Below are 21,636 nucleotides of genomic sequence, written 5' to 3' on the forward strand. Positions count from 1 at the left end.
TGAAAGCTTAAAATTGACAAGAATTTTCAGATAATTTAACCATCCAAACTATTCTTCGCTATCAAACAAGCCCTGTAATTGTGCAAAAGGACTATTGGCTTCTTTTTTCTCTTGCGCTTTTAGGTGGAAATCTTCCTCGGTCATCAAAGCCCAAGCTTGACCAGTTGGCAGTTCCTGCCCAGCTTCTTCTTCAGGTGTCAAAACCTTGATAGGAATAGCTAGGAGAATATTATCCGCTACACTTTCTTCTAAGACGATGTGGTCATCTTCTACCACCAATACCATATCCTCATCAATCAAGTCCTGCTCCTTAAGAACAGCCTCATTGGCAACAAAGAGTTCATTGACTTCTTGCACTTCATGTAAAAGGACAGGTTGCAGGGAACGGCTGGAAGCCAAGGTAATGTCGTAAGTCATCTGATAGTCCAAGAAAAAGAAACCTGATTCAAAGCGAACATTTCCACTTACTTGTACAGGCGACAAACCTAAAACTTCACTATTTCGAGCTTGCAATTCTTCCTGTAAATCCAAGGTTTTATCAAAGGAGATTCCATCTGGATTTTTCTGAATATCGTAAATATGAAACATAATTTTCCCCTATTCAGCTAGTTCTATGATGTAATTATAGACTTCCTGACCGGCAACTGCACCATTTCCAACGGCAGTCGCAATCTGGCGTAGTTGATTTTGGCGAATGTCACCGATGGCGTAAATACCAGATTTGCTGGTTGCCATCTTTTCATCCGTGATAATCCAACCTGCTTCGTCCGTAATACCCAAATCGGCAACCGAATCCGTCATCGGATCCAAACCGACATAGATAAAGACACCACCGAAGTCCAGTTCGCTGACTTCCTCTGTTTTCACATTTTTGATAACAACGCTTTGTACACGTAAGTCGTCGCCCTTGATTTCTTCCACTACGCTATCCCAGATGAAGTTAATTTTTTCATTGGCAAATGCACGGTCTTGGATAACTTTTTGAGCACGGAGCTGGTCACGGCGATGAACAATTGTCACGGTTTCAGCAAACTGTGTCAAGAAAAGGGCTTCTTCGACCGCAGAATCACCTCCGCCAACTACCAAGAGCTTCTGACCACGGAAGAAGGCACCGTCACAGACGGCACAGTAGGAAACTCCTCGGCTATTGTAGGTATCCTCACCCGAAACACCTAGTAAGCGGTGTTTAGCCCCCATGGCTAGAATGACAGTTTTGGTTTCCAAAACACCATCTTCTGTAATAACTTTCTTGATTGGTCCATCTTCTTCGATACGCACCAAGGTACCAAAAATGTGATCTACTCCGAATTTTTCCAGAGGTTCAAACATTTTCTCTGCCAAGGCTGGACCAGAAATATGGTCATAGCCTGGATAGTTTTCGATTTCAGCCGTATTGTTCATCTGGCCGCCGTAAATACCACGTTCCAGAAGAGCTACTTTTAGATTGCTACGTCCTGCGTAGAGGGCAGCAGTCATCCCTGCAGGACCTGCTCCAACAACAATTGTATCGTACATATCTTTTCCTTCTATGCTTTAAACATTAACAAAATCCCCATGACCCCAAAAGCAAGAATTGGGATGGTCATGACGTTGATCATCAACAAATCAAATATAAAATCCTGGCGCTCTTGCGGCGTTCGATCAACTTTTTTACCTGCTCTTACAGCAAAATAAATCAAGCTAGATAGAATAGCCAGCAGGGCTGCGACCAAAAGCCCCTGCAAATAAAAACTAAGAATATTTTGTAACATGGTCTTTTCCAACCCTCCTAGAAGGTTTGGCGTTTGGCCTTGCGCTCTGCACGCCCCTTGGCACGGGCTTCTACACGCTTGGTCTTGCGACGTTTCTCATCCACTGCCCATTGGATTTTCTTCTTATAGCCTGGTTTGACTTTTTTCTTTTTCTTCTTCACCAAGCCAATCATTTCCAAGTCCAGTTTTTCACGAGATTTTTCTCGGTTGACACGGCGATCACGGTCGTAGGTATCAACAAACTCCCCATTCTTCATTTCTTTTGGCAAGAATTTGATGTTGAGTTTTTCTAACTCGCGAATGTCCGCATCATCACTCGGCTGATAGAGGGTAATAGCAATACCCGACAAGCCATTTCGACCTGTCCGACCCACACGGTGGACAAAGAAAGAAAGGTCCTGTGGAATGGCATCGTTGATAACATGACTGACACCTTCGATATCAATCCCACGCGCTGCCAAGTCTGTCGCTACGATATACTGAAAATCCAAATTTTTCACCTGGTTCATGATCCGCTTGCGTTCACGCGGTGGAATGTCCCCATGAATTTTTGCAACCCGCAAACCATTAGCAGTTAAGTAACTGTGCAATTCATCTGCACGGGTCTTTGTATTAACAAAAATCATAGCCAAATATGGCTGCATGAGCTTGGTCGCTTCCAAAATCTGCGCATTGCGATCACGGCCCTTGGTTGAAATCAGCCAGTTTTCAATGGTATCTGAAATGACCGTCTGGGTCTTGATTTGTTCCATGACTGGATTAGACAAATACTTTTTCAAAAACGGTTGCAGTTTCTGCGGAATAGTGGCTGAAAAGACCATAAATTGTAGATCTTTTGGCAGACTTCCGGCAATCTTATCTACCGTTTCCAAAAAGCCCATGTCCAAGGTCATATCTGCCTCATCCACCACAAAGGTTTTAGCCTTGTGAATGGCCAGGTCACCTGATTTAACCAAGTCATAAATACGGCCTGGTGTCCCAACAACAATGTGGGGCTGACCAGCTTGAAGTTTGTCAATCTGACGGTTTTTATCTGTACCGCCAACATAATTGGTCACACGAACTTCCATGTCCGAATGACTAGCCAACTGACGTGCCGCTTGATAAATCTGAGTTGCCAATTCTCGAGATGGAGCTGTAATAACTGCTTGAACCTGATCTAATTCCTCATTTAGCTTTTGGAAGATGGGAATTAAGAAGGTATGGGTCTTTCCTGAGCCTGTTTTTGACTCTCCAATTAAGTCACGACCAGACAAGACGATTGGGATTAGTTTTTCCTGAACCTCTGTCGGCTGAACAAAGTTAATTTCTTTCAAAGCCTCCTGAATATAAGGCTTGAGTTTCATATCTGTAAATTTCATAGTTTCCTCTTTAGAACCCGTATTCACAAGGCAAGTATAGTCTTTTAGTACTAGTCAACGAACCGCAGGCATAACTGGAGTTAGGCAAGGCGAGTTAAAAAGAAAAACTAAATGACGATACCAACAATGGATACTGGTTCTTCATTATACTGCCTTCTATTATAGCATGATTTAGGTTGACAAGCAAAAAGGACGGATGCCCGCCCTCATTAACTCTCACTTACTTCAGTAAATTCTGCCTCGATAATCCCTAGTTCTTTTTCCTCTGCCAAACTAGCCTTGAAGGCTTCGCTGAGTTCTAGTTCGCTATCGAAATCACCCTTTAATTTTTTTACAAAGGTATCAGCCAACAAACCACCCATTGGTTGGAAAGTAAAATAGGTCAAACCACCTGAAATCAGTCCACCCAAAATAGGGACCGCATTGGCAATGGTTTTCTCCACAGTCTTTTTGGTAATCTTAACACCAATCACTGCAGCAACCTTTCTCACCAAGGGATACCAAGTCGTTTTGGTCAGAGCCTGCATGGCTACTTTCTTACCAACATTTGCCCCAACTGTTTTGGATACTTTATTTAGAAGCACTGCTGAACCACCTGCTCCAAACATGACACCGATGTAGGCAATAATACGGATTTGAACCTCTTCTGAAATTTCCTTTCCTTGACCAACAAACAACTCATCTTCTCCAAAAAGATAGGCAATTTGCTGCGATAAATTCAAGGCAAAGCCAAAATACTGAGCAATATCTGCTGTCCCAGCTGCTATGGCAGTAAAAGGATTGCCCGGCAAGCCTGCTGCAAAGGATAGAAGCGAGGTCTTGGTTGTCATATCATTGATGATTTTATCGGCCTCTTTGCGCAGGGCTTCGAGGCTATAAACCGCTGTTGGCCCATCCGCTAAAATCTTATCTATATAAGGACTATCCTTAAACCGAGTTTTCAAAAATTCTTCCCTGTTGACTTTAACCATCGGAAGCTGACTAGCTGCCGTCATGGTCTGGAGCACGACCCCATAAAGCTGTTCTTGGTTCAACTGTTCCATAATTATCCTCCACCTATTCTACTTCTCTTTATTCTACATCTCATCGACCATTTTTGTCAAGGTAAAAATAAAACAGCATTTCTGCTGTTTCTGAAATTCTATAGATAAAGAATAGCCAGTGTAATCAGGCTCATGACTAGACCAACTGACCAAAGGAAGAAGTCAACCTGCCACTCGCTCCATTTTTCAGACTTGCCTGTCAAACCACCCAACTCCAAATGATGATGGAAAGGTGTCATACGGAAGATACGACGACCTTCTCCAAAGCGTTTTTTAGTATATTTGAAATATGAAACCTGTAACATAACAGATGACGTTTCGATAACATAGACCAAACCGATTAGGAGGAGGGTCCATTCTTGACGGAGGGCAATGGAAATGGTTGCCAGCATTCCACCAAGAGCCAAACTACCCACGTCCCCCATGAAGATTTTGGCTGGTTTGCGATTATAGACAAAGAAACCAAGCAAGCCACCAATCATGGTCACACAGACCAAAAGAATGTCAAACTTCTGTTCCTTGTAGGCAATGATAGAATAGGCAAGCAAACTAATAACAACCGAAATGGAGGCCAAACCATCAATACCATCGGTCAGGTTGACCGCATTTGAGAAACCAACCAACCAGAAAAGAACAAAGGGTAAATAGAGCATCCCGAGATTGATGATGTGCCCAAACACATTGAGCTCACCTCCGCCAGCACCATTCACATGGACGAAGTAGAAAACCAGTCCACCCAAAATCTGCAAGGCTAATTTTTGTTTCGGATTTAGCCCTTCATTGATTTTTTTGAATATTTTTAAGAAATCATCCAAAAAACCGACCAAGCCATAGAGCGCAAGGATAAAGAGAATGGCTAAGACGCCACCCGTTAGCATTTTCAAACTAGCCGCAAAGAGGAAGCTAACAATAATCGCTACTACCAGAAAGACAGTTCCACCCATGGTTGGGGTTCCGGCCTTAAACTGGTGTTGCTTGACATCCTCGTGCATTTGTTGCCCTTCGATGCGCTTAGCTTGATAAAAGGTAATAAATCGTGGTATCAGGATAACCGTTGCCAAAAAGGCTACCAGTCCCGACATGAGTGCAAACTGCATATTATTCTCCTAATGTAACTGTTAATTTCTTGGTTTTATTCAATTTGGTCCCTACTTCAACATTTTGTTTGACAACCTTAGAACCAGAACCTTCATAGGTTACTTCAATACCTGTCCATCCGGCAAAGATATCCATGTTTTCTTTTGTTATGGCATATAAATCAGGCATATCCTCCAATTTGTTGGTCAACAAGAGGACTTGTTGATTAGGGGCTACCAAACTATCTTTTTCTAAGGAAACTTCCTTAATCTCAGCACCATTGCCCAGAATAACCGGTTGGACCAGATAACGGCGAAGTTCTTCCGCCGACTCACCCGGCGCTTTCCCTATCAAATCTGGTAACTTGTAGTCAGTTTCTTTTTCTACATAAGTCAAGGATGGAGCAGGTGCATCTAGATTGAGATTATCCTTCAATAACATTGCTTCTTTCAGAGTAGGACTGATAATAGTATCCCAAGAGAGAACACTCAAGACTTCTGGCTGACGAATGGTCACATACATAATGAACTCTGGATCCTCAGCAGGAATCATGGCGACAACCGAGTTGATATAAGCGCCCTTGATATAACCCTGACCGTCTTCGCTGGCAATTTCGGCTGATCCTGATTTCATGGCAATATCATAGCCTTCCACCTGAATGGCTGGACCCTGCAAATCATGAGAGTAGAGTGTTCCGAACACAGGATCTGTTCCGACATTGATCATATAGCCGAGAGTATCGTCCGCCGCTTTTTCTGAAACGGGATTCCCAACCTCTTCCTTAGCGGAAATACGAGCAGAGTCTGTGTTGGGATCATAGAGAGCAGAAAGAAATTTCGGCTCCAACATAACCCCATTATTGGCAATAGAAGTGAAACTTCTAATCATCTGGGTCTGGTTGGCAGAAATACCTTGACCAAAAGACGACATGGCAATGGTTACGATGTTATCCTCAGGTACCAAACCTGGAGCCTCATCTCCCATTCCAAAACGTGTCGGATAGCCAAAACGAAACTTGGTCAAGTAATTCAGCCACTTCTCATCCCCCATCTGCTGTTGGAGTAGGATCATACCGACGTTACTTGACAAAGAAAAACCTTGGGCATAATTCAGGGTTACCGCAGATTGGCCAGCGTTGAGGGTCCAGTCATTGATTTTTGCATCGGCAATCACATACTCGTTATTGGTATAGTAGGCATTTGGGTCAAAGGTTCCATTGTCAATAGCTGATGCGACAGTCAAAACCTTCATGGTAGAACCTGGTTCAAAGGCCTCTTGGTAGAGGAGGGAACGCTCTAGAACCCCCTCTTGTCCCAAACCTTCCTTGGTATCAGAATCATAGCTAGGACGTTGCGTCGTTGCTAAAATTTCTCCTGTCTTAGCCGAAACTAAAGTAGCATTGGCATAGCGACCTCTGGCGGTATCAAAGAAAGTATTCATATTGGTTTCTAAGGACCGTTGCAGGTCTGCAGAAATCGTCGTATAGACATCCTGACCGTTAATGGTTTCTTTCTTAACTGTTTCTGTTCCCGGCAGCACACGTCCCTGGCTGTCCTTTTCATAGACAACCTTGCCATCCTGGCCGGCCAGAATATCGTTGAGATAGTACTCCATGCCACTCATACCTTGCAGGCTATGACTACCATCCTTGTTTTCAATCAAATTGGCTAACCCAACAAAGATTGAAGCAAAGTTTCCATTTGGATACATCCGACCTGGGCTGGCATTAAAGGCTATCCCTTCAATCCCCGCCGCCTTCATCTCCTCCTGGATAGTGGTCATGGTATTATAAGAAATATTTTTCCCTAAGGTTCCAAAATAAACCTGCTTCAGTTCTGGCTGTCGTAACTGTTGAAGTACGTAATCCGTTTCCATTCCAAGGTGGTTTTTGAATACATCTGCAACCTTACTAAATTGACTGTCCTGAACATAAAGAATTTTCTTCAATTCGGAAACATATTCCTTATCAATAATAGCATAAACGGTATAGGTGGTAGAATCTTCTGCAATAGGTATACCTGTTCGATCATAGATGGTTCCCCGTTTGGCCTGAACAGTTACTTCTTGCTGGTGGACAGCCTCTGCTCTCTCCGATAATTTCACACCTGCCTTGCTATCTGTACCAATAATGTAGGCAAAATTAAAGAGAAAGATAGAAAAGATTAAAATCGTCAAAAACAGCAGACCTTGGCCTACTCTTCGACGATTTTGGGACGGAAGATACCTTGTTTTCAGGACATACTGCAAGAGTTTATTGTTTCTTCTGGGCATTATTCAGCTACTCCAATATTGTCGTTATTAAATGTTAATCCAGCCTTCTCCGCTATCTCCATCAGACGTGCCGAACGTGTGAGCTCATTAACGGCCTGTTTGGCATCATTGATTTCAATCTGTTTTTGGTTGATGTTTTGATTGACCTTGGCCATTTCAGACTGGACTTGAATCAAACGGGTCTGCAAGAAAATAATCCCTATCGCCAAGGCCAGACCGGATAGAATAATACTTGTATAAAAGGCTTTTTCTACACGGGTGAAGGTTTTAAACTTATCACCAATCACTCGCATGGTAGCTTCTCTACGTTTTTCTTGTAACATAGATGTTTCTCCTACTTATGTACTCTCTTGGCTACGCGCAACTTGGCTGAATGGGCACGATTGTTGGCTTCCAATTCTTCCTGACTAGGTAAGATAGGCTTACGATTGACCAATTCAAGCGGTGCTTTCAAATCATCTGGAATAAACGGCAGACCTTTTGGCACATCAATCGTACTCGCTTCCTTAAAGAGTTGTTTGGTCAGACGATCTTCCAAGGAATGGAAGGTAATGACAGAAATCCGTCCATCCATCGCCAGCAAGTCAATAGCCTGCTGGATAGACTCATCTGCTGCACCCAATTCATCATTGACTTCAATCCGAATGGCCTGAAAAATCTGCTTGGCAGGGTGGCCTTTCTTCTTGAGTTCCTTGGCTGGCTTGGCAGACTTGATCAGCTCCGCCAACTCCGTCGTGGTTTCAATAGGTTTGATGGCACGTGCCTGTTCGATTTTACGAGCAATCTGTTTGGAAAATTTGTCCTCACCGTACTTGAAGAAAATCCGTACCAAGTCGTGATAGTCATAGGTATTGACCACATCATAGGCTGTCAACCGACCATCACGGTTCATGCGCATGTCAAGCGGAGCATCCTGTTTGTAAGAAAAGCCACGCTCCCGCTCATCCAACTGCGGACTGGACACACCCAAATCGTAACAAATCCCATCAATCTCTGTCACACCCAGCTCTGCCAAGCGGGCCTTGAGATTACGGAAATTATCCTTGATAAAGGTCACCTGCCCCTTTTCAATGTAGGCTGCCAAACGGATCTGGGCATGATCAATAGCCGTCTGATCCTGGTCAAAGGCATAGAGATGCCCCCCATCCGTCAGCTGACTAAGCAGGTACTCACTATGACCTGCCCCACCCAGCGTTGCATCTACATAAATTCCATTTGGTTTGATGTCTAACATGTCTACTGTTTCATGTAAAAGAACAGTAGTGTGATTAAATTCCTTGCTCATATCTTATCTATTGTACCACAAAATAAATCAAAAAGATGTTGCAAACTTTTTACAAAAAATGTGTCAAATATAGTTGACAAGTTTTCTTGATGGGTATATAATAACATTACAGAAAGGTGTCGGATATAATTGACAGATACAGGGAGGGTTCCCACATTTTTTTACACTAGTATGTCAGATATAATTGACAACATTTTAAAAGGATAGCCAACCTATCCTCTCATTTTTAAACAATTGTGTCAGATATAATTGACATAGAAAGGAGGGCACATGAACCGTGTCAAAGATTATCGCCTACTTCTAGGTATTTCCCAGCTGGATCTAGCCAAGGCCATCGGCGTATCCAGGCAGACCATCAACATGATTGAAAACAACAAGTACAACCCCTCGCTAGACCTTTGTATCAACCTAGCCAAAGCTTTACAGACCGACCTCAACAGCCTCTTTTGGAATGAATAGAAAGGAAAAATTACCATGAAAAAGAATACACGCAAAGCCCTTATCTCTACCCTCATTTTTATCCCGCTCTTTGTCCTCTTTCAGCTTTGGGGCAATAGCGGAGCAGACATCTTGCATACTATCAGCCAAGCAAAATTTTGGCTACAATTGCTGATTGCTGGGACCATCTACTTCTTAGGACTAGCCTACCTACCACTCATTTTTCGTCGTAAGTAAATAGGAGTATCGTATGAAAAAAGAAACCTTTCAAGATAAATTGATCAAACGATTTTACGGTATCGCAGGTCCCCTGGATGAATATCGCAAACAAGAAGCCTTCCGACTAGGCAATACCTGCTTTATCCTGCTCTTTTGGGGCACCATGGTTCTTACCCTGCTGGCACTTGCCCTATCCAAACGCTACCCAGAAGTCGTTGCCTATGGCTACCCAACTGCTCTACTCCTATCCACTCTTTCCGCCAGTATGTATATGGCATCCAAGATGCGCCACAGCCAAGTGGACAGTTTAGATGTAGAAGAATTGACTAGCAAGGAACAGAAGCAGCTCAAGGGAGCAAGTTTCAAATTCACCCTCTATTTCACTGCCCTTATGTACATTTGGACTGTTGTTTTTGGTGCCTGGATGGAGGGACTCAATCCTCTCGACCACCTATTTGACCTCCGAAAATTCCTTGCAGCCTGTCTAGGTGGTATTTTCACAGGCATTGCTATCGAAATCATGTTACGCAAGCGCATGAAAAAAGCAGAACAACTGACTGCCAGCTCTGCTATTTCCAAAAAAGAACCTAAGTGGATCCAAAACATGATACGGCACGTTTATGGTATTCGCGGGCCTTTAGACGAGTACCGACGGACTAAGGCAGATGAGATTGGGGGAATAGCCTTTATCTACCACTTCTACTTCCTAGCTCTCGGAAATGCCATCGCCTACTTCCTAGCCTACCGCTATCCTCTGGAGGTGGCTACCTACTATCCAATGATCATTGCCTTCTTCAGTATTATCCTAATTGGTATCGTTAATATGCGCACCCTCCATGCTGACCTGCCTCAATATGACGTGGACGAACTAAGCCCTGAGGAAAGACAAGGACAGACCCTCAAGCCACTCGTTTGGGGACTGGGAGTTGCCCTGCTATCTAGCCTCTTTGCTGGGCTGGCAGACCTCTTTAGCCTCCAGCTTCCCCTACTGGATTCCATCTTCCACGTAAAATCCCTCCTCTTCGGTGGCATGATGGGCCTCTTTGCCAGTCTAGCCCTGTCTGCCCTTGCTTATCTGCAAAAATTGGAAGCAGATTCTGCTAAGAAAAAATAAGGAGTAACCCATGAACACCCCCTTTTCCCATAAACAATCCTTTCAATTCTTTGTGCTATTTTATAGTCTGTTCTCTGCCTTTCTTATCTATTCCTACATAGTCAAGGAGCCCATTCACGATAGCTTCCTATTCGTTTTTCCCATCGTCCAGATGCTCAAACCTCTTAAATCTGCAAAAGAAAGGCATTACTTTATTCTCTCAAGTGTCTTTACAATTATTGCCATGACCTTGACCTATTCCGTGGGCATTTGGCTAGGACATGTCAAACCACTTATCCTCATCCTTCCTGCTGGATTTGCTGTCGCTATCCTCTATCGGCTGTATGTCAAAAAGGAGAAAACAGATGAACGTTAACAACCCGAAACTCATACTCACTTTGATTGTTCTCTCCTATACAGCAATTTGTAGCCTGTATATACATAGCTACCTGACTGGAGACAATCCACCACTCTTTATCTTACTGTTCACTATACTTCCAATCTTGAATAGTGACTGGCAAACTACCCGTCCAGAATCAAATGCTGTCCAAGAAGCTATCCATCTTTATCGTAAACCACTGCTCTAGTTTCTCATTGCAGGTTTTGCCCTAACTTTCTCCATTGGATTTTTCGCTGGACAAATCAAACCACTCTTAGCTGGATTTTGGGGAATCCTTGCTATCCTGCTCTTTGTTGGACAGTTGAAAAAATAAGGAGTTAGACCAATAGAACAGGAGAACTCTTCCTAATTATCGTGCTGGCGCAAGGCCAGCCTTTTTTATTACAAAATCGTCCACTTTGTCGCTTACTTTTTTCCCTATTTGTGCTACAATATGCTCATCTTTATTTTTTTGAAAAGGTAGCTTTATGAAAGCATTTAAGATACACCTTACTCCCAGTCAACGAATTATTCTGAGCTTTCTACTCGTTATACTGGTCGGCTCTCTCTTACTCAGTCTGCCCATTTCGCAAGTTCCTACATCTAATGCCCGTTACTGGGACCACCTCTTTACCTCTGTGTCCATGGTTTGCGTGACTGGATTGTTTACAAAGGCTGTGGCCGATACCTATTCTACATTTGGTCAAATCATCTGTATGCTACTCATTCAGATTGGTGGACTGAGCCTGGTTGGTTTTATTGGCCTCTTTGCCCTACGAGGTGGTCGGAAAATCAATTTTATGAGTATGGCAACTCTCCAAGAAGCCCTCAATCGCTCTGACACAAAACATTTTAGAAATTTTCTCAAGTCTGTTTTCGGCTTCACCCTAGCCATTGAAACACTGGGAGCTATTCTCTTATCTCTGCACTTCGTACCAGAATTCGGTTGGGCTAGGGGGATATTTACTTCCATGTTCCTAGCCGTTTCAGCCTTCTGTAATGCTGGTTTTGATAATTTCGGCGCCACCAGTATTGTCCGCTATGTTGACAATCCCTTGATTAACCTGACCTTAGCCAGCCTAATCATCATGGGAGGACTGGGCTTCTCTGTCTGGTTTGATTTGCAAACCCAGCTTGGACAAAAATTCCATCTTCGTAAACTAGGTTTTCATACCAAGGTGGTTCTAGGTTTGACTGTCACGATTTTGAGCTGCGGTACCCTATTAACCTTACTTACAGAGTGGAACAACCCTGCTACCATCGGTCATCTATCCTTTGGTCACAAACTACTAGCAAGCTTTTTCCAGACTGTGACCATGCGAACGGCGGGATTTGCTAGTATTGACTATACCACAGCGGCTCCTATCACCCTGCTGATCTATATCTTTCAGATGATGCTGGGGGGAGCACCAGGAGGAACGGCGGGAGGAATTAAAATTACTGCCTTTCTCACTCTGGTCCTCTATGCCCGTAGCGAAATCTTGGGACTGCCCCATACCAACTTCCTTGGTCGTACCATTGATAGCCTGACCATCCGCAAGGCTTTTGCGACCTTTTCTGTCTTTCTTTTGGTCTTTTTGACAGGCTTGTTTGCTTTAGTTCTCACAGATAGGCAGCAACCCCTGCTCTTCTTGGTCTTTGAAGTCATGTCAGCCCTAGCAACCGTTGGCGTGACTGCCAACCTGACCCCATCACTCACCATGGCAGGACAGGCCGTTATCATGGCTCTCATGTTTTTCGGCCGCATAGGGCCTCTATCTATCCTAGCTAGCCTTTCCCTCCGTAAAGCTTCCAAAAAGGAAAGCCTACAATACGCCAAATCATCTATGCTTGTATAAAAGGAGAAATCATGCCAAACTATACTATCGGAATACTAGGCTTAGGAGTATTCGGTACAACCATTGCCAAGACCCTACATAATTACGATTGCAATATCATTGCCATTGATAACCACGAACAACAAATTAACCATCTTGAACCCATTCTCACGCGAGGGATTGTTGGAGATATAACCGACCGTTCTATCCTACGCGCTGCTGGCATCGGGAACTGTGATGCTGTCGTGGTTGCTACTGGTGAGAATTTAGAATCTAGCGTTCTCGCTGTCATGCATAGCAAGGTTCTCGGCGTTCCCATGGTTGTTGCTAAAGTAAAGGGAACAACCGCTAAAGAAGTTCTCCTTCGTGTCGGTGCAGATAAGGTCATCTCTCCAGAACGAGAAACAGGTATTTCACTGGCCAAGCAACTTCTTCACAAAGACACAACTAGCCTCCTGGAACTAGAAGGCAATGTTTCCATCGTTGAATTTCATCCGCCTGCAAAATGGATTGGCAAAACCTTGGGCGAGCTCAAGCTCCGTCAACGCTATAAGATGAATATCATCGGTTACCGTAGCGGAGAAAATCAGGAATTGAATATCCAACTAACTCCAGACTATGTTTTCAAAACTGAAGAACTCATCATGGCCATTACAGATCATAATACCGTTGACCACTTTGAAGACTTAGCTAACTAAAATATTGAAAAAGCCTACTAGAGGATAAAACTCCTAGTAGGCTTCTCGTCTGTTAACAAAGGAGAATGCATGAACGATTTAACAAAAGGGAAACCAATTATTGTCATCTTACAATTTGCCATCCCCTTACTGATTGGTTCTTTTTTCCAATTGGCCTATAACTTTGCCGATTCTATGATTGTGGGTCATACCCTGGGAAAAGAAGCCTTTGCCAGTGTCGGCTCAACTGCCAGCCTGATTTTTCTCATCATCGGCTTTGCCCAAGGAGTGACCAATGGTCTGACCATCATTTCTGCCCAACGCTTCGGAGCTGAGGACTTTGAAGGATTGAAAAAATCCTTTGTTCATGGTCTTTTCTACTCTTTCCTTATCAGCCTGATATTGACAATCCTTGCATTGACTTTTTTACAACCTATCTTGGTCTTAATGAAGACACCTGCTAGTATCATCCAGCATTCTCAAGCCTTTTTGACTGCCATGTTCGGCGGACTAACCTTTACTATTTTCTATAATTTTCTCTCTTCTGCTCTCCGAAGTCTTGGAAATTCTAGAACGCCACTCATAGCCCTGATCATCGCTTGTTTTATCAATATCGGTCTAGACTTTTTCTTCATCCTAGTCATGAAATGGGGTGTTTTCGGAGCTGGTTTTGCTACCATTACAGCCCAAGCCTGTTCTGTTCTCTTTTTGATTTTTTACATTGCCCGTAAGGTTCCCCAATACCATATTGGCTTATCTGATATAAAATTAGACAAAGACAATCTCAAGAAACACGCACAACTAGCTTTTCCCATGGGCTTTCAAGCCAGTATTATTGCTATCGGAGCCATGACCCTACAATTCATGGTCAACCAACTGGGCACGGATGCTATTGCTGCCCAAGCTATCGCCCTCCGTACTGACCAGCTAGCTATGCTGCCCATGGTCAATCTTGGTCTAGCCATCGCAACCTTCACAGCCCAGAACTATGGGGCCAAGCTCTACGAACGGATCCGAGAAGGTGTTCGTCAGGCCTTGGTTCTAAACATCGCTTGGGCACTAGTATTTGCCCTCCTGCTCATCCTGGGCAACCGCTTCTTCTCCGGCCTCTTTCTGCCAAATGCCAGTCAAACCGTATTGGATTTGGCCCTTATCTACTACATCATCAACGGGATTTGTTACTGGATTGTAGCCAGCCTCTTTATTCTTCGTAGCTTTATCCAGGGACTGGGCAAGGGTTTTATTCCAACTCTTGCAGGCTTTGGGGAATTGATTTTCCGAGCGGCTGTCGCCATCATAGGTATGCAGTATTGGGGCTTTTATGGAACAGCAGCTGCCAATCCCGCTGCCTGGATCGGTAGCATCATCGTTCTCATTCCAAGCTCCATCGTCTTAATGAAAAAGTTGAAAGCCGGACAAACAATATAGACAAAGAAAAACGCATGAAACTCTCATGCGTTTTTAAAATAATATTTCCGTAAAAATTGGATATGTAAGATATTCCAAAACGCACCATAGCTAATCCCGACCAAGAAAGCTAAGCCGACTTGCACATTGGATACTGGTAGCAGATGAACAAAAAGAATGATGCCCAAAATAACCACTAATAAAATAACTGTCGTTGTCTTATCCCACTTAAAATAGGCTGAAAAGGGTTTGTTAGGACAGACTTGCACTTCCTTGAACTGTTTGAAACTAGCACCAAGACTTGCTCCTGCCGCTCCTAAAATTGCACCAAAATAATCGTGCGGAAGGACATAGACCGACAAATAAGCGACCATAACATAGGCAAGCACCAAGAAGGCATATACAAATTTTTTCATGTCCAACCTCCTAGTCCAAATCTTCTTATCATTATTTTAACATAATTTTTTGTATATCCAAGACTTATAAAAAAATTTTACAGCTGACTTTCCGCCTCAATTTCTTCCAAAAGTTTACCATAAAAAGTCTGTTCATCAGCCAAAAGCGGACTGTTTGGCAACATTTTTTTAGCCTGAGCCAGAGATTTTTTCAAGGCCTTGTTATCTTTCGTAATTCGCTGATGGTAGAGAGCCGCGATGACTTGGTAATTTCCCATAGGGTACTTGAGCAGAGCCTTGACCTGTTTGTCCTGACCCAACTCCCTAGCTTCATCTTCCAACCCCTGCAAGATATAGACTTCCAACAAAATAAGTTTGCTTGCTTTGATGATGTAATCATTATCGGATGTGGCAATCAATTGTTCCAAGCGTTCCTTGGCTTCTGGGTATTGCCCCTTAAAAATCATGACTTCTGTCCAGTTGAGGTAATGCGTTTGTGGTAAATGTCCTGGCAAGATTGGGAGCTCCAAAACAAAATCACTCAAGTTAGCCGCAGTCGGATCCACCAATGCTTGAGCTGTATGACGAAGGGCATGATAGGTCAGCCGACTATATTCGGGATGAGCACGCAACTCTTGTATCTTAGCACCATCCAAGAAACCAGAAGGGTTGGCATTGAGAATGAATAAAGATAGATTGAGAAGAATTTGCGATAATGGTAGCCCCCACTTCCCAGTCAAAACTCCCATCAAAGCAGAAAGCAAGACTAGAACCAGATGAACAATCAGGCCACCTGCAAACATCAAAATTGCCCGAGGGTCATTCTCATCTTTTTTGACCCCGATATACTGAGCAGCTGCCCCTTGCACAATCACGGTTTTCTTCCATTTCCAGCCCTGGTCAGTCTTGACCAACAAGCGATTACCCAAGCCAAGTGCCACCAAATCAAAACCTGTCAACCAACCAAAGAAGGCATGCCCCAATTCATGAAGAATGAGGGTCAGATAGAGTGTTCCCATAAACCAGATATAGCCTAGACCAACAATTAAAAAGATGCCCTCATCCGACTGAATAGGAAGCACTTCCTCCATACCAATGAAACAATAACATGCTCCAACAAAACTTAATAGGATAGAAAGCCCAATCACCAACCAATTCCATACTTTTTTCATAGCAAACCTCCTCTTGATATAGTATAACAAAAAAAGACTAGGAAACCTAGTCTTTACTTGTTTTTTTTAGCAATCTTATTCTTAGGAATTAGGGTCGTCCAAGCTACGTCCGTGCAAGCCTTTTTCACGTTGGACTTGACGAAGTTTTTCAGGTGTCACATCATTGCCGTCCTCATCGACGACCTTGATGCCTTCGATATGGGCACGCACGCTACGGCGGTAGCCCTCGATGTACTCCTCACGAAGAGCTGCCTGTTCCTGCAACTCCTCCTCTGTCAAGCCTTCCGCCTTTTTCTTGCGGGCCAATTCATTGATACGATCAATTTTTGCTTGTTCCATATTTGCCTCCTACTTGCTATTCAAGAGATTGAAGACCGCCACGGCACTTGCCTTATCCGCCAAGGATTTCAGTAGAGCCAAACGGTTGGCTTTGACTGCTGCGTCATCTGCCATGACCATGGTGTTGTCGAAGAAGGCCGCGATGATTGGGCTGAGAGCAAAGAGCTTGTCCAGGTTGCCCGCCATGTCTTCCGTCAACTCCAAGCCTGCCACTGCAGCAGCAAGGGCTTTCTCCTGGTCGTTTTCGAAGAGTGCCTCGTCAATGACAGTCGCCTCTGCCTTTTCAGCCAAGTTGAAGACCCGTGACAAGTTTTCCACGGCTTCCTTGTAGTCAGCCTCTTTTGATTTTTGGAAAATAGCAGAGCTGGCTGCCAGTTGTAGTCTGACCACAAAGGTTGAGCTGGCAAGTACAGCCTCACGGATGTCTTTCGGAATCGCCTTATCCATCATCTTCTCTACACGGGCACGGATAAAGTCCATCACAGCTGGCTGGTTGTCGTAAGTCAAGCTGGCAAAGTTCAAGCTGTACAACTCCGCAATCAACTGATCCAATGGAATTTCCCAACCAAAGGCTTCCAAAATCCGCACGATACCCTGTGTTGCACGACGGAGAGCGTAAGGGTCGTTCGAGCCAGAAGGAATCAAGCCAACTGAGAAGAAGGATAGGAGGGTATCAAATTTATCAGCCAGTGCCAAGACCGCACCGACCTTGCTTTCAGGCAATTCGCCTTCTGCTGAGTTTGGCAAGTAGTGCTCACGGATTGCTGCTGCCACCGCAGGTTTTTCCCCTGCAAGAAGGGCATACTTCTCACCCATAATCCCTTGCAATTCATCAAACTCGCCGACCATGCCTGTCAAGAGGTCAAACTTGTAGATGTCCGCCGCACGTGCCACATCTGCTTTCTCATCCGCAGACAAGCCAGCCAAGTCAGCCAGTTTTTCTGCGATAACCTTGGTGCGTTCCATGTGCTCGTAAAGTGAGCCGATTTTCTCATGGAAGGTCACGACTTTGAGACGTTCCACCAAGTCAGCAATCTTGAGTTTTTGGTCTTCACGCCAAAAGAACTCGCCGTCTTCCAAACGAGCCACCAAGACTTTTTCGTTTCCTTTGATGACATTGTCAAGGTGTTGGTCGTTTCCGTTACGGACGGAGATGAAGTTTGGCAAGAGCTTGCCAGACTTATCACGCACCACGAAGTAACGTTGGTGATTTTTCATAGAAGTAACCAAAACTTCTTCTGGTACTTCCAAATATTTAGTGTCAAAAGAACCCATGAAGGCAGTTGGATACTCGACCAAGTTGAGAACTTCATTAAGTAGGTCTTCGTCGATCTCAACAGTCACATTGTGTTTGTCCTCGATAGCCTTGATTTGCTCGACGATCAAATTTTGACGCTCTGCGGGGTCTGTAATGACAAACTGTGCACGCAAGTCTGCCTCGTAAGAATCTGCACTTGCAATCTCTGTTTCATTTCCAAGGAAACGATGACCACGGCTGATGCGAGCTGACGAAATGTCCAAGAAGTCCATAGCCAATGCTTCATCGTCCAAGAGAACGGTCAAGGTATGGACAGGACGGATGTAAGCGAATTTATTGGACGCCCAGTTCATGCTGACTGGGAAGGTCATAGCCTTCAAAACCTCTGGAATGCCCGCCAAAACTGCCTTAGCTGGCTGACCAGCTTCGTGTTTGGTCACGTAGACATACTCTTCGCCCTTGATCTCGCGGAATTCAATGTTCGCAGTCGTCAAGCCTTTGCCACGGACAAAGCCTTCTGCAGCTTTAGTGAAGTTTCCGTCTGCGTCCAAGGCAATTTTCTTAGCAGGACCCTTGAAATCTTCCGTCAAGTCAGTCTGCTGGTCTGCCAAACCACGCACACGAACAGCCAAACGGCGTGGCGTTGAAAAGACATCAATGCTGTCAAAAGCCAAGCGATTGTCTGTCAAAAAGGTCGCCATGCGGTCACGCAACTGGTGCATGGCTGGGGTTACGATGTAGGCAGGAATTTCTTCCAAACCAAGTTCAACAAGTAAATTCTTTGTCATTATTCTGCGTCCTCCTTCAACAATTCTGCTCGTGTTGCCTCATCCAAAAGTGGGAAACCGAGTTTCTTCCGCTCTGCCACAAAGGTCTTGGCAACGACACGGGCAAGGTTACGGATACGGGCAATGTAGCCTGCACGCTCGGTTACAGACACAGCTCCACGGGCATCCAGCAGGTTAAAGGTATGAGAACACTTGAGTACATAGTCAAATGCTGGATGAACCAAGCCCTCTTCCAAAGCCCGCTCTGCTTCTTTTTCAAACTTGGTAAAGTTTTCAAGGAGCATGTCCTGGTCGGATACTTCAAAGGAATATTTTGAATGCTCATACTCTGGCTGGATAAAGATTTCACCGTATTTAACGCCGTCAGCCCACTCGATGTCGTAAACGGAGTCAACTTCTTGGATGTAAGAAGCCAGACGCTCCAAACCATAGGTTACTTCGGCTGTGACAGGACCTGTCGCCAAACCACCGACCTGTTGGAAGTAGGTAAACTGTGTGATTTCCATACCGTCTAGCCAGACTTCCCAGCCCAGACCAGCTGAACCTGTTGATGGGTTTTCCCAGTTGTCCTCAACGAAACGAATGTCATGTTCCAAAGGATTGATCCCCAAACGCTCCAAAGACTCCAAGTAGAGTTCTTGGATATTAGATGGAGATGGTTTCATCACCACTTGGAATTGGTGGTGCTGATACAAACGGTTTGGATTTTCCCCGTAACGACCGTCCGCAGGACGACGACTTGGCTCCACATAAGCCGCATTCCATGGCTCAGGACCGATAGCACGCAAGAAAGTGTAGGGACTCATGGTACCCGCACCTTTTTCCGTATCATAGGCCTGCATGAGCAAGCACCCCTGCTCATTCCAAAATTGTTGTAAGGTCAAGATAATCTCTTGAAATGTAAGTTTCTTTGACATATTCTTCCTTCTTTCTTTAATTATAAGTCTTTTAGTTTACTTTTAGTACTAGGCAACGAGCTGCAGGCTGTACTGGAGTACGGCAAAGCGAGTTAACGACGTAATAAAAGATAAACTAAATGACGATGATTTTGTGACGTGAACCTTCCTAGCCTAAACCGCTAGGAAAGGCGAACTAGTACAGCGTCTAGCTCAGTCGCCCTAGCGATGAGCGTGTGGCAATTCGACTGAAAGGAGATTATGCCACTGACGCTGTGAAAGGTAAGTTTTTTTGACATATATTTCCTCCGTTTTTTGTTAGACAGACAAAAAGAACCACATTCTCTTCCCCTGTCCACAGACATAGGGGCGTTGAGAACGCGGTTCCACCCTAATTTATTACTTCATTGATTTGATTGTTATAACAGTCCGAACTTGGTCACGACTGGGAAAGCGCCAATTATTTCAAGACTGGCTTGGCTTCCACTCTCCCAAGCTCGCTAGACAGGCTTTTGAAACAACCTTCTTTCATGCTTAGTATTGTAGCAGAAAAAACAGCGTTTGTCCAGAAAGAGCACTATTTATCCGATTATAAACCCATAGTAGGACTGTTGTAATCCAATAGATATTTTTCTGGAACTACTCCCAAGAATTTTTCTGCGTGTTGACTGATAAAATCTAGGGCATTTTCCAAATCCTCTACTCTATCAGAATTGACCAACTCCATAACCAAGAAAGCATTCTTTGTCTCATCCGTAATCATGGTCCGCTCACCATCACGCCAGTTGAAACAGCGACAAACTGCTCCTTTATCATCCTTATAGCAAACTTCCCCTGGTAGAGTTGGATTATTGGTTTCATCACCAATGAGATAGAATTCATCCCCACCCTCAGTGACAGTTAGTTGAAGATTGCCTACAAATGTATCTAAATCTTCAGCACCACATGGAAGACCAAAACGCAAACTCGCCGCATTATAAATATCCACTAATGGAGAAATTGTTGTGACTGGACGGTCACTAGTTGAACGCTTCAAAAGTGCTTCAATACTTGAACGAGCCCCTTTTTTAGTTTTAAACTTTTGATAGGCTTGACGATATGTACGAATGACCTCGTTCTCACTAAAGGTATCTTCCGTAAGAAATTTCTGGGCAATTCCGTTGCTTTCTTCCAGTAATTTCACTAATTCATCAGGTGATTGCGCCGGCGTTTTATACCCCTTCAATAATAGCACTCCGATTTTTGCATCTGGAAATAAATTCCAAAACGATGAATCAACAATAAATTGTGACATATTCTCACTCCTTTTATACAAAAATCAGCACCCTATGAACATCTTCTAGGACCTAACGATGTTCATAAAATGCTGTTGCATGACTACCCGGTGGCAGTGTTTATTTAATTAACATTATTGTATAAAATCCCAGAGAGAATGTCAAATATTATCTCAGAATATGGAAAAACATACTCTGAGGTTAGCCACAAGAAAATTAAAATTTATCTACAAAATTATCTCTATTGATGCGAACGTTTAAGAACATATAAAATGCCGATAGGAGCGTACACAAAATCAAAACGATTCCAACTGGTTTCAATTCTGGGACATCATAATTTGCCAGAGCTAGTACAGGAATACTCAAAACAATATAGGGAAGTAACATGGTTGACCCTGCAGCAACATCTACTAAATCTTTGTCAGGATCCTCAACAAACCAAAGGAATGGTAAAAATAGACGAAGCCATTTAACTCTCTCCATAAACTTAGAAATTGGTCGAATAAATAGTGTCAGAAATTTGTAACCAACAAAAGCAAATATGACTAAGTTATCCTCTTTAGATAAACCTGACATCTACTCACTACAGTTGAAAAAGAGCCAAAAAAAAAATGGTCCAAAGGACCATTTTTCCGAAAAGTCAAACTTTTCTTATTTCTTCATTTTACATAGTAAAGTGGGAAGCCTTCTACTACT

24 protein-coding genes are annotated in these 21,636 nt (G+C 43.8%); 8 read left to right on the plus strand and 16 right to left on the minus strand.

Going from position 1 to position 21,636, the window contains the following annotated elements; all coding sequences use genetic code 11:
• Positions 1–48 precede the first annotated feature (48 nt).
• The 9 genes from PW252_RS09045 to rsmH form a co-directional block, all read right to left on the minus strand.
• Positions 49–588, minus strand: coding sequence for a YceD family protein (locus PW252_RS09045; RefSeq protein WP_172028261.1), 540 nt, complete (start codon positions 586–588; stop codon positions 49–51).
• 9 nt (positions 589–597) lie between these two features.
• Positions 598–1,515 (minus strand): thioredoxin-disulfide reductase, encoded by a 918-nt coding sequence (trxB, locus tag PW252_RS09050; protein ID WP_248051333.1) that lies wholly within the window; start codon positions 1,513–1,515, stop codon positions 598–600.
• An 11-nt stretch (positions 1,516–1,526) separates the two neighbouring features.
• Entirely contained in the window at positions 1,527–1,751 is a 225-nt protein-coding gene (locus PW252_RS09055; RefSeq protein WP_172028263.1) for a DUF4059 family protein, read from the minus strand.
• A 17-nt stretch (positions 1,752–1,768) separates the two neighbouring features.
• Positions 1,769–3,112 (minus strand): DEAD/DEAH box helicase, encoded by a 1,344-nt coding sequence (locus PW252_RS09060; RefSeq protein WP_248051336.1) that lies wholly within the window; start codon positions 3,110–3,112, stop codon positions 1,769–1,771.
• Positions 3,113–3,321: 209 nt separating this feature from the next.
• Entirely contained in the window at positions 3,322–4,155 is an 834-nt protein-coding gene (locus tag PW252_RS09065; protein ID WP_248051339.1) for a hypothetical protein, read from the minus strand.
• A gap of 98 nt (positions 4,156–4,253) precedes the next feature.
• On the minus strand, positions 4,254–5,252 hold the full coding sequence (mraY, locus tag PW252_RS09070) for a phospho-N-acetylmuramoyl-pentapeptide-transferase (protein ID WP_248051341.1): 999 nt from the start codon (positions 5,250–5,252) through the stop codon (positions 4,254–4,256).
• Position 5,253: 1 nt separating this feature from the next.
• Positions 5,254–7,503, minus strand: coding sequence for a penicillin-binding protein PBP2X (pbp2x, locus tag PW252_RS09075; RefSeq protein WP_248051344.1), 2,250 nt, complete (start codon positions 7,501–7,503; stop codon positions 5,254–5,256).
• The gene (ftsL, locus tag PW252_RS09080) at positions 7,503–7,826 is read right to left on the minus strand and encodes a cell division protein FtsL (protein ID WP_024412194.1); all 324 of its coding nucleotides are present in this window, start codon (positions 7,824–7,826) and stop codon (positions 7,503–7,505) included. Before ftsL ends, pbp2x begins: the two co-directional genes overlap by 1 nt.
• 11 nt (positions 7,827–7,837) lie before the next feature.
• A complete protein-coding gene (gene rsmH / locus PW252_RS09085) occupies positions 7,838–8,788 on the minus strand; it encodes a 16S rRNA (cytosine(1402)-N(4))-methyltransferase RsmH (RefSeq protein ID WP_248051347.1) in 951 nt (316 codons plus the stop codon).
• Between the two features lie 270 nt (positions 8,789–9,058).
• On the opposite strand from rsmH, the gene PW252_RS09090 reads away from it, so the two are divergent.
• The 8 genes from PW252_RS09090 to PW252_RS09125 all read left to right on the plus strand — a co-directional run bounded on the left by PW252_RS09090 (position 9,059) and on the right by PW252_RS09125 (position 14,839).
• Positions 9,059–9,247, plus strand: coding sequence for a helix-turn-helix transcriptional regulator (locus tag PW252_RS09090; RefSeq protein ID WP_002942681.1), 189 nt, complete (start codon positions 9,059–9,061; stop codon positions 9,245–9,247).
• Positions 9,248–9,262: 15 nt separating this feature from the next.
• On the plus strand, positions 9,263–9,463 hold the full coding sequence (locus tag PW252_RS09095) for a hypothetical protein (protein WP_105117705.1): 201 nt from the start codon (positions 9,263–9,265) through the stop codon (positions 9,461–9,463).
• 13 nt (positions 9,464–9,476) lie between these two features.
• A complete protein-coding gene (locus PW252_RS09100; RefSeq protein WP_248051350.1) occupies positions 9,477–10,559 on the plus strand; it encodes a DUF3278 domain-containing protein in 1,083 nt (360 codons plus the stop codon).
• Positions 10,560–10,569: 10 nt separating this feature from the next.
• Entirely contained in the window at positions 10,570–10,914 is a 345-nt protein-coding gene (locus PW252_RS09105; protein ID WP_105117704.1) for an MFS transporter, read from the plus strand.
• Positions 10,904–11,125: a hypothetical protein gene (locus PW252_RS09110; protein WP_238139097.1), complete on the plus strand. Its 222-nt coding sequence runs from the start codon at positions 10,904–10,906 to the stop codon at positions 11,123–11,125. Before PW252_RS09105 ends, PW252_RS09110 begins: the two co-directional genes overlap by 11 nt.
• A gap of 280 nt (positions 11,126–11,405) precedes the next feature.
• The gene (locus tag PW252_RS09115; RefSeq protein ID WP_248051351.1) at positions 11,406–12,755 is read left to right on the plus strand and encodes a TrkH family potassium uptake protein; all 1,350 of its coding nucleotides are present in this window, start codon (positions 11,406–11,408) and stop codon (positions 12,753–12,755) included.
• Positions 12,756–12,766: 11 nt separating this feature from the next.
• Positions 12,767–13,432: a potassium channel family protein gene (locus tag PW252_RS09120; RefSeq protein ID WP_248051354.1), complete on the plus strand. Its 666-nt coding sequence runs from the start codon at positions 12,767–12,769 to the stop codon at positions 13,430–13,432.
• 69 nt (positions 13,433–13,501) lie between these two features.
• Entirely contained in the window at positions 13,502–14,839 is a 1,338-nt protein-coding gene (locus PW252_RS09125; protein ID WP_248051355.1) for an MATE family efflux transporter, read from the plus strand.
• A gap of 23 nt (positions 14,840–14,862) precedes the next feature.
• Here the strand turns inward: PW252_RS09125 and PW252_RS09130 are convergent, their stop codons facing one another.
• The 7 genes from PW252_RS09130 to PW252_RS09160 all read right to left on the minus strand — a co-directional run bounded on the left by PW252_RS09130 (position 14,863) and on the right by PW252_RS09160 (position 21,516).
• Positions 14,863–15,234, minus strand: coding sequence for a hypothetical protein (locus tag PW252_RS09130; protein ID WP_248051356.1), 372 nt, complete (start codon positions 15,232–15,234; stop codon positions 14,863–14,865).
• 77 nt (positions 15,235–15,311) lie between these two features.
• Positions 15,312–16,385 carry a site-2 protease family protein gene (locus PW252_RS09135; protein ID WP_248051357.1) on the minus strand — a complete coding sequence of 358 codons (1,074 nt, stop codon included), beginning with the start codon at positions 16,383–16,385 and terminating at the stop codon, positions 15,312–15,314.
• 81 nt (positions 16,386–16,466) lie between these two features.
• Positions 16,467–16,724 (minus strand): DUF896 family protein, encoded by a 258-nt coding sequence (locus PW252_RS09140; RefSeq protein WP_002939394.1) that lies wholly within the window; start codon positions 16,722–16,724, stop codon positions 16,467–16,469.
• A gap of 9 nt (positions 16,725–16,733) precedes the next feature.
• Positions 16,734–18,770: a glycine--tRNA ligase subunit beta gene (glyS, locus tag PW252_RS09145; protein WP_248051358.1), complete on the minus strand. Its 2,037-nt coding sequence runs from the start codon at positions 18,768–18,770 to the stop codon at positions 16,734–16,736.
• Positions 18,770–19,687 carry a glycine--tRNA ligase subunit alpha gene (gene glyQ, locus PW252_RS09150; protein WP_002939388.1) on the minus strand — a complete coding sequence of 306 codons (918 nt, stop codon included), beginning with the start codon at positions 19,685–19,687 and terminating at the stop codon, positions 18,770–18,772. Before glyQ ends, glyS begins: the two co-directional genes overlap by 1 nt.
• 568 nt (positions 19,688–20,255) lie before the next feature.
• Complete coding sequence (locus PW252_RS09155) at positions 20,256–20,960, minus strand: B3/B4 domain-containing protein (protein ID WP_248051361.1); 705 nt, start codon at positions 20,958–20,960, stop codon at positions 20,256–20,258.
• Positions 20,961–21,156: 196 nt separating this feature from the next.
• A complete protein-coding gene (locus PW252_RS09160) occupies positions 21,157–21,516 on the minus strand; it encodes a hypothetical protein (protein WP_248051362.1) in 360 nt (119 codons plus the stop codon).
• Between the last annotated feature and the right edge of the window lie 120 nt (positions 21,517–21,636).

This window comes from Streptococcus sp. 29887 (genome assembly GCF_032595075.1).
Classification (GTDB): domain Bacteria; phylum Bacillota; class Bacilli; order Lactobacillales; family Streptococcaceae; genus Streptococcus; species Streptococcus iners.

Bases quoted from the DNA above. Each gene is read 5' to 3' on its own strand.
- glyS (WP_248051358.1), bottom strand. From the start codon at position 18,770: ATGACAAAGAATTTACTTGTTGAACTTGGTTTGGAAGAAATTCCTGCC.
- PW252_RS09110 (WP_238139097.1), top strand. From the start codon at position 10,904: ATGAACGTTAACAACCCGAAACTCATACTCACTTTGATTGTTCTCTCC.
- PW252_RS09120 (WP_248051354.1), top strand. From the start codon at position 12,767: ATGCCAAACTATACTATCGGAATACTAGGCTTAGGAGTATTCGGTACA.
- pbp2x (WP_248051344.1), bottom strand. From the start codon at position 7,503: ATGCCCAGAAGAAACAATAAACTCTTGCAGTATGTCCTGAAAACAAGG.
- PW252_RS09045 (WP_172028261.1), bottom strand. From the start codon at position 588: ATGTTTCATATTTACGATATTCAGAAAAATCCAGATGGAATCTCCTTT.
- trxB (WP_248051333.1), bottom strand. From the start codon at position 1,515: ATGTACGATACAATTGTTGTTGGAGCAGGTCCTGCAGGGATGACTGCT.
- PW252_RS09130 (WP_248051356.1), bottom strand. From the start codon at position 15,234: ATGAAAAAATTTGTATATGCCTTCTTGGTGCTTGCCTATGTTATGGTC.
- PW252_RS09155 (WP_248051361.1), bottom strand. From the start codon at position 20,960: ATGTCACAATTTATTGTTGATTCATCGTTTTGGAATTTATTTCCAGAT.
- PW252_RS09140 (WP_002939394.1), bottom strand. From the start codon at position 16,724: ATGGAACAAGCAAAAATTGATCGTATCAATGAATTGGCCCGCAAGAAA.
- ftsL (WP_024412194.1), bottom strand. From the start codon at position 7,826: ATGTTACAAGAAAAACGTAGAGAAGCTACCATGCGAGTGATTGGTGAT.
- PW252_RS09135 (WP_248051357.1), bottom strand. From the start codon at position 16,385: ATGAAAAAAGTATGGAATTGGTTGGTGATTGGGCTTTCTATCCTATTA.
- PW252_RS09095 (WP_105117705.1), top strand. From the start codon at position 9,263: ATGAAAAAGAATACACGCAAAGCCCTTATCTCTACCCTCATTTTTATC.
- PW252_RS09100 (WP_248051350.1), top strand. From the start codon at position 9,477: ATGAAAAAAGAAACCTTTCAAGATAAATTGATCAAACGATTTTACGGT.
- PW252_RS09090 (WP_002942681.1), top strand. From the start codon at position 9,059: ATGAACCGTGTCAAAGATTATCGCCTACTTCTAGGTATTTCCCAGCTG.
- PW252_RS09060 (WP_248051336.1), bottom strand. From the start codon at position 3,112: ATGAAATTTACAGATATGAAACTCAAGCCTTATATTCAGGAGGCTTTG.
- glyQ (WP_002939388.1), bottom strand. From the start codon at position 19,687: ATGTCAAAGAAACTTACATTTCAAGAGATTATCTTGACCTTACAACAA.
- PW252_RS09160 (WP_248051362.1), bottom strand. From the start codon at position 21,516: ATGTCAGGTTTATCTAAAGAGGATAACTTAGTCATATTTGCTTTTGTT.
- PW252_RS09065 (WP_248051339.1), bottom strand. From the start codon at position 4,155: ATGGAACAGTTGAACCAAGAACAGCTTTATGGGGTCGTGCTCCAGACC.
- PW252_RS09105 (WP_105117704.1), top strand. From the start codon at position 10,570: ATGAACACCCCCTTTTCCCATAAACAATCCTTTCAATTCTTTGTGCTA.
- PW252_RS09055 (WP_172028263.1), bottom strand. From the start codon at position 1,751: ATGTTACAAAATATTCTTAGTTTTTATTTGCAGGGGCTTTTGGTCGCA.
- PW252_RS09125 (WP_248051355.1), top strand. From the start codon at position 13,502: ATGAACGATTTAACAAAAGGGAAACCAATTATTGTCATCTTACAATTT.
- mraY (WP_248051341.1), bottom strand. From the start codon at position 5,252: ATGCAGTTTGCACTCATGTCGGGACTGGTAGCCTTTTTGGCAACGGTT.
- PW252_RS09115 (WP_248051351.1), top strand. From the start codon at position 11,406: ATGAAAGCATTTAAGATACACCTTACTCCCAGTCAACGAATTATTCTG.
- rsmH (WP_248051347.1), bottom strand. From the start codon at position 8,788: ATGAGCAAGGAATTTAATCACACTACTGTTCTTTTACATGAAACAGTA.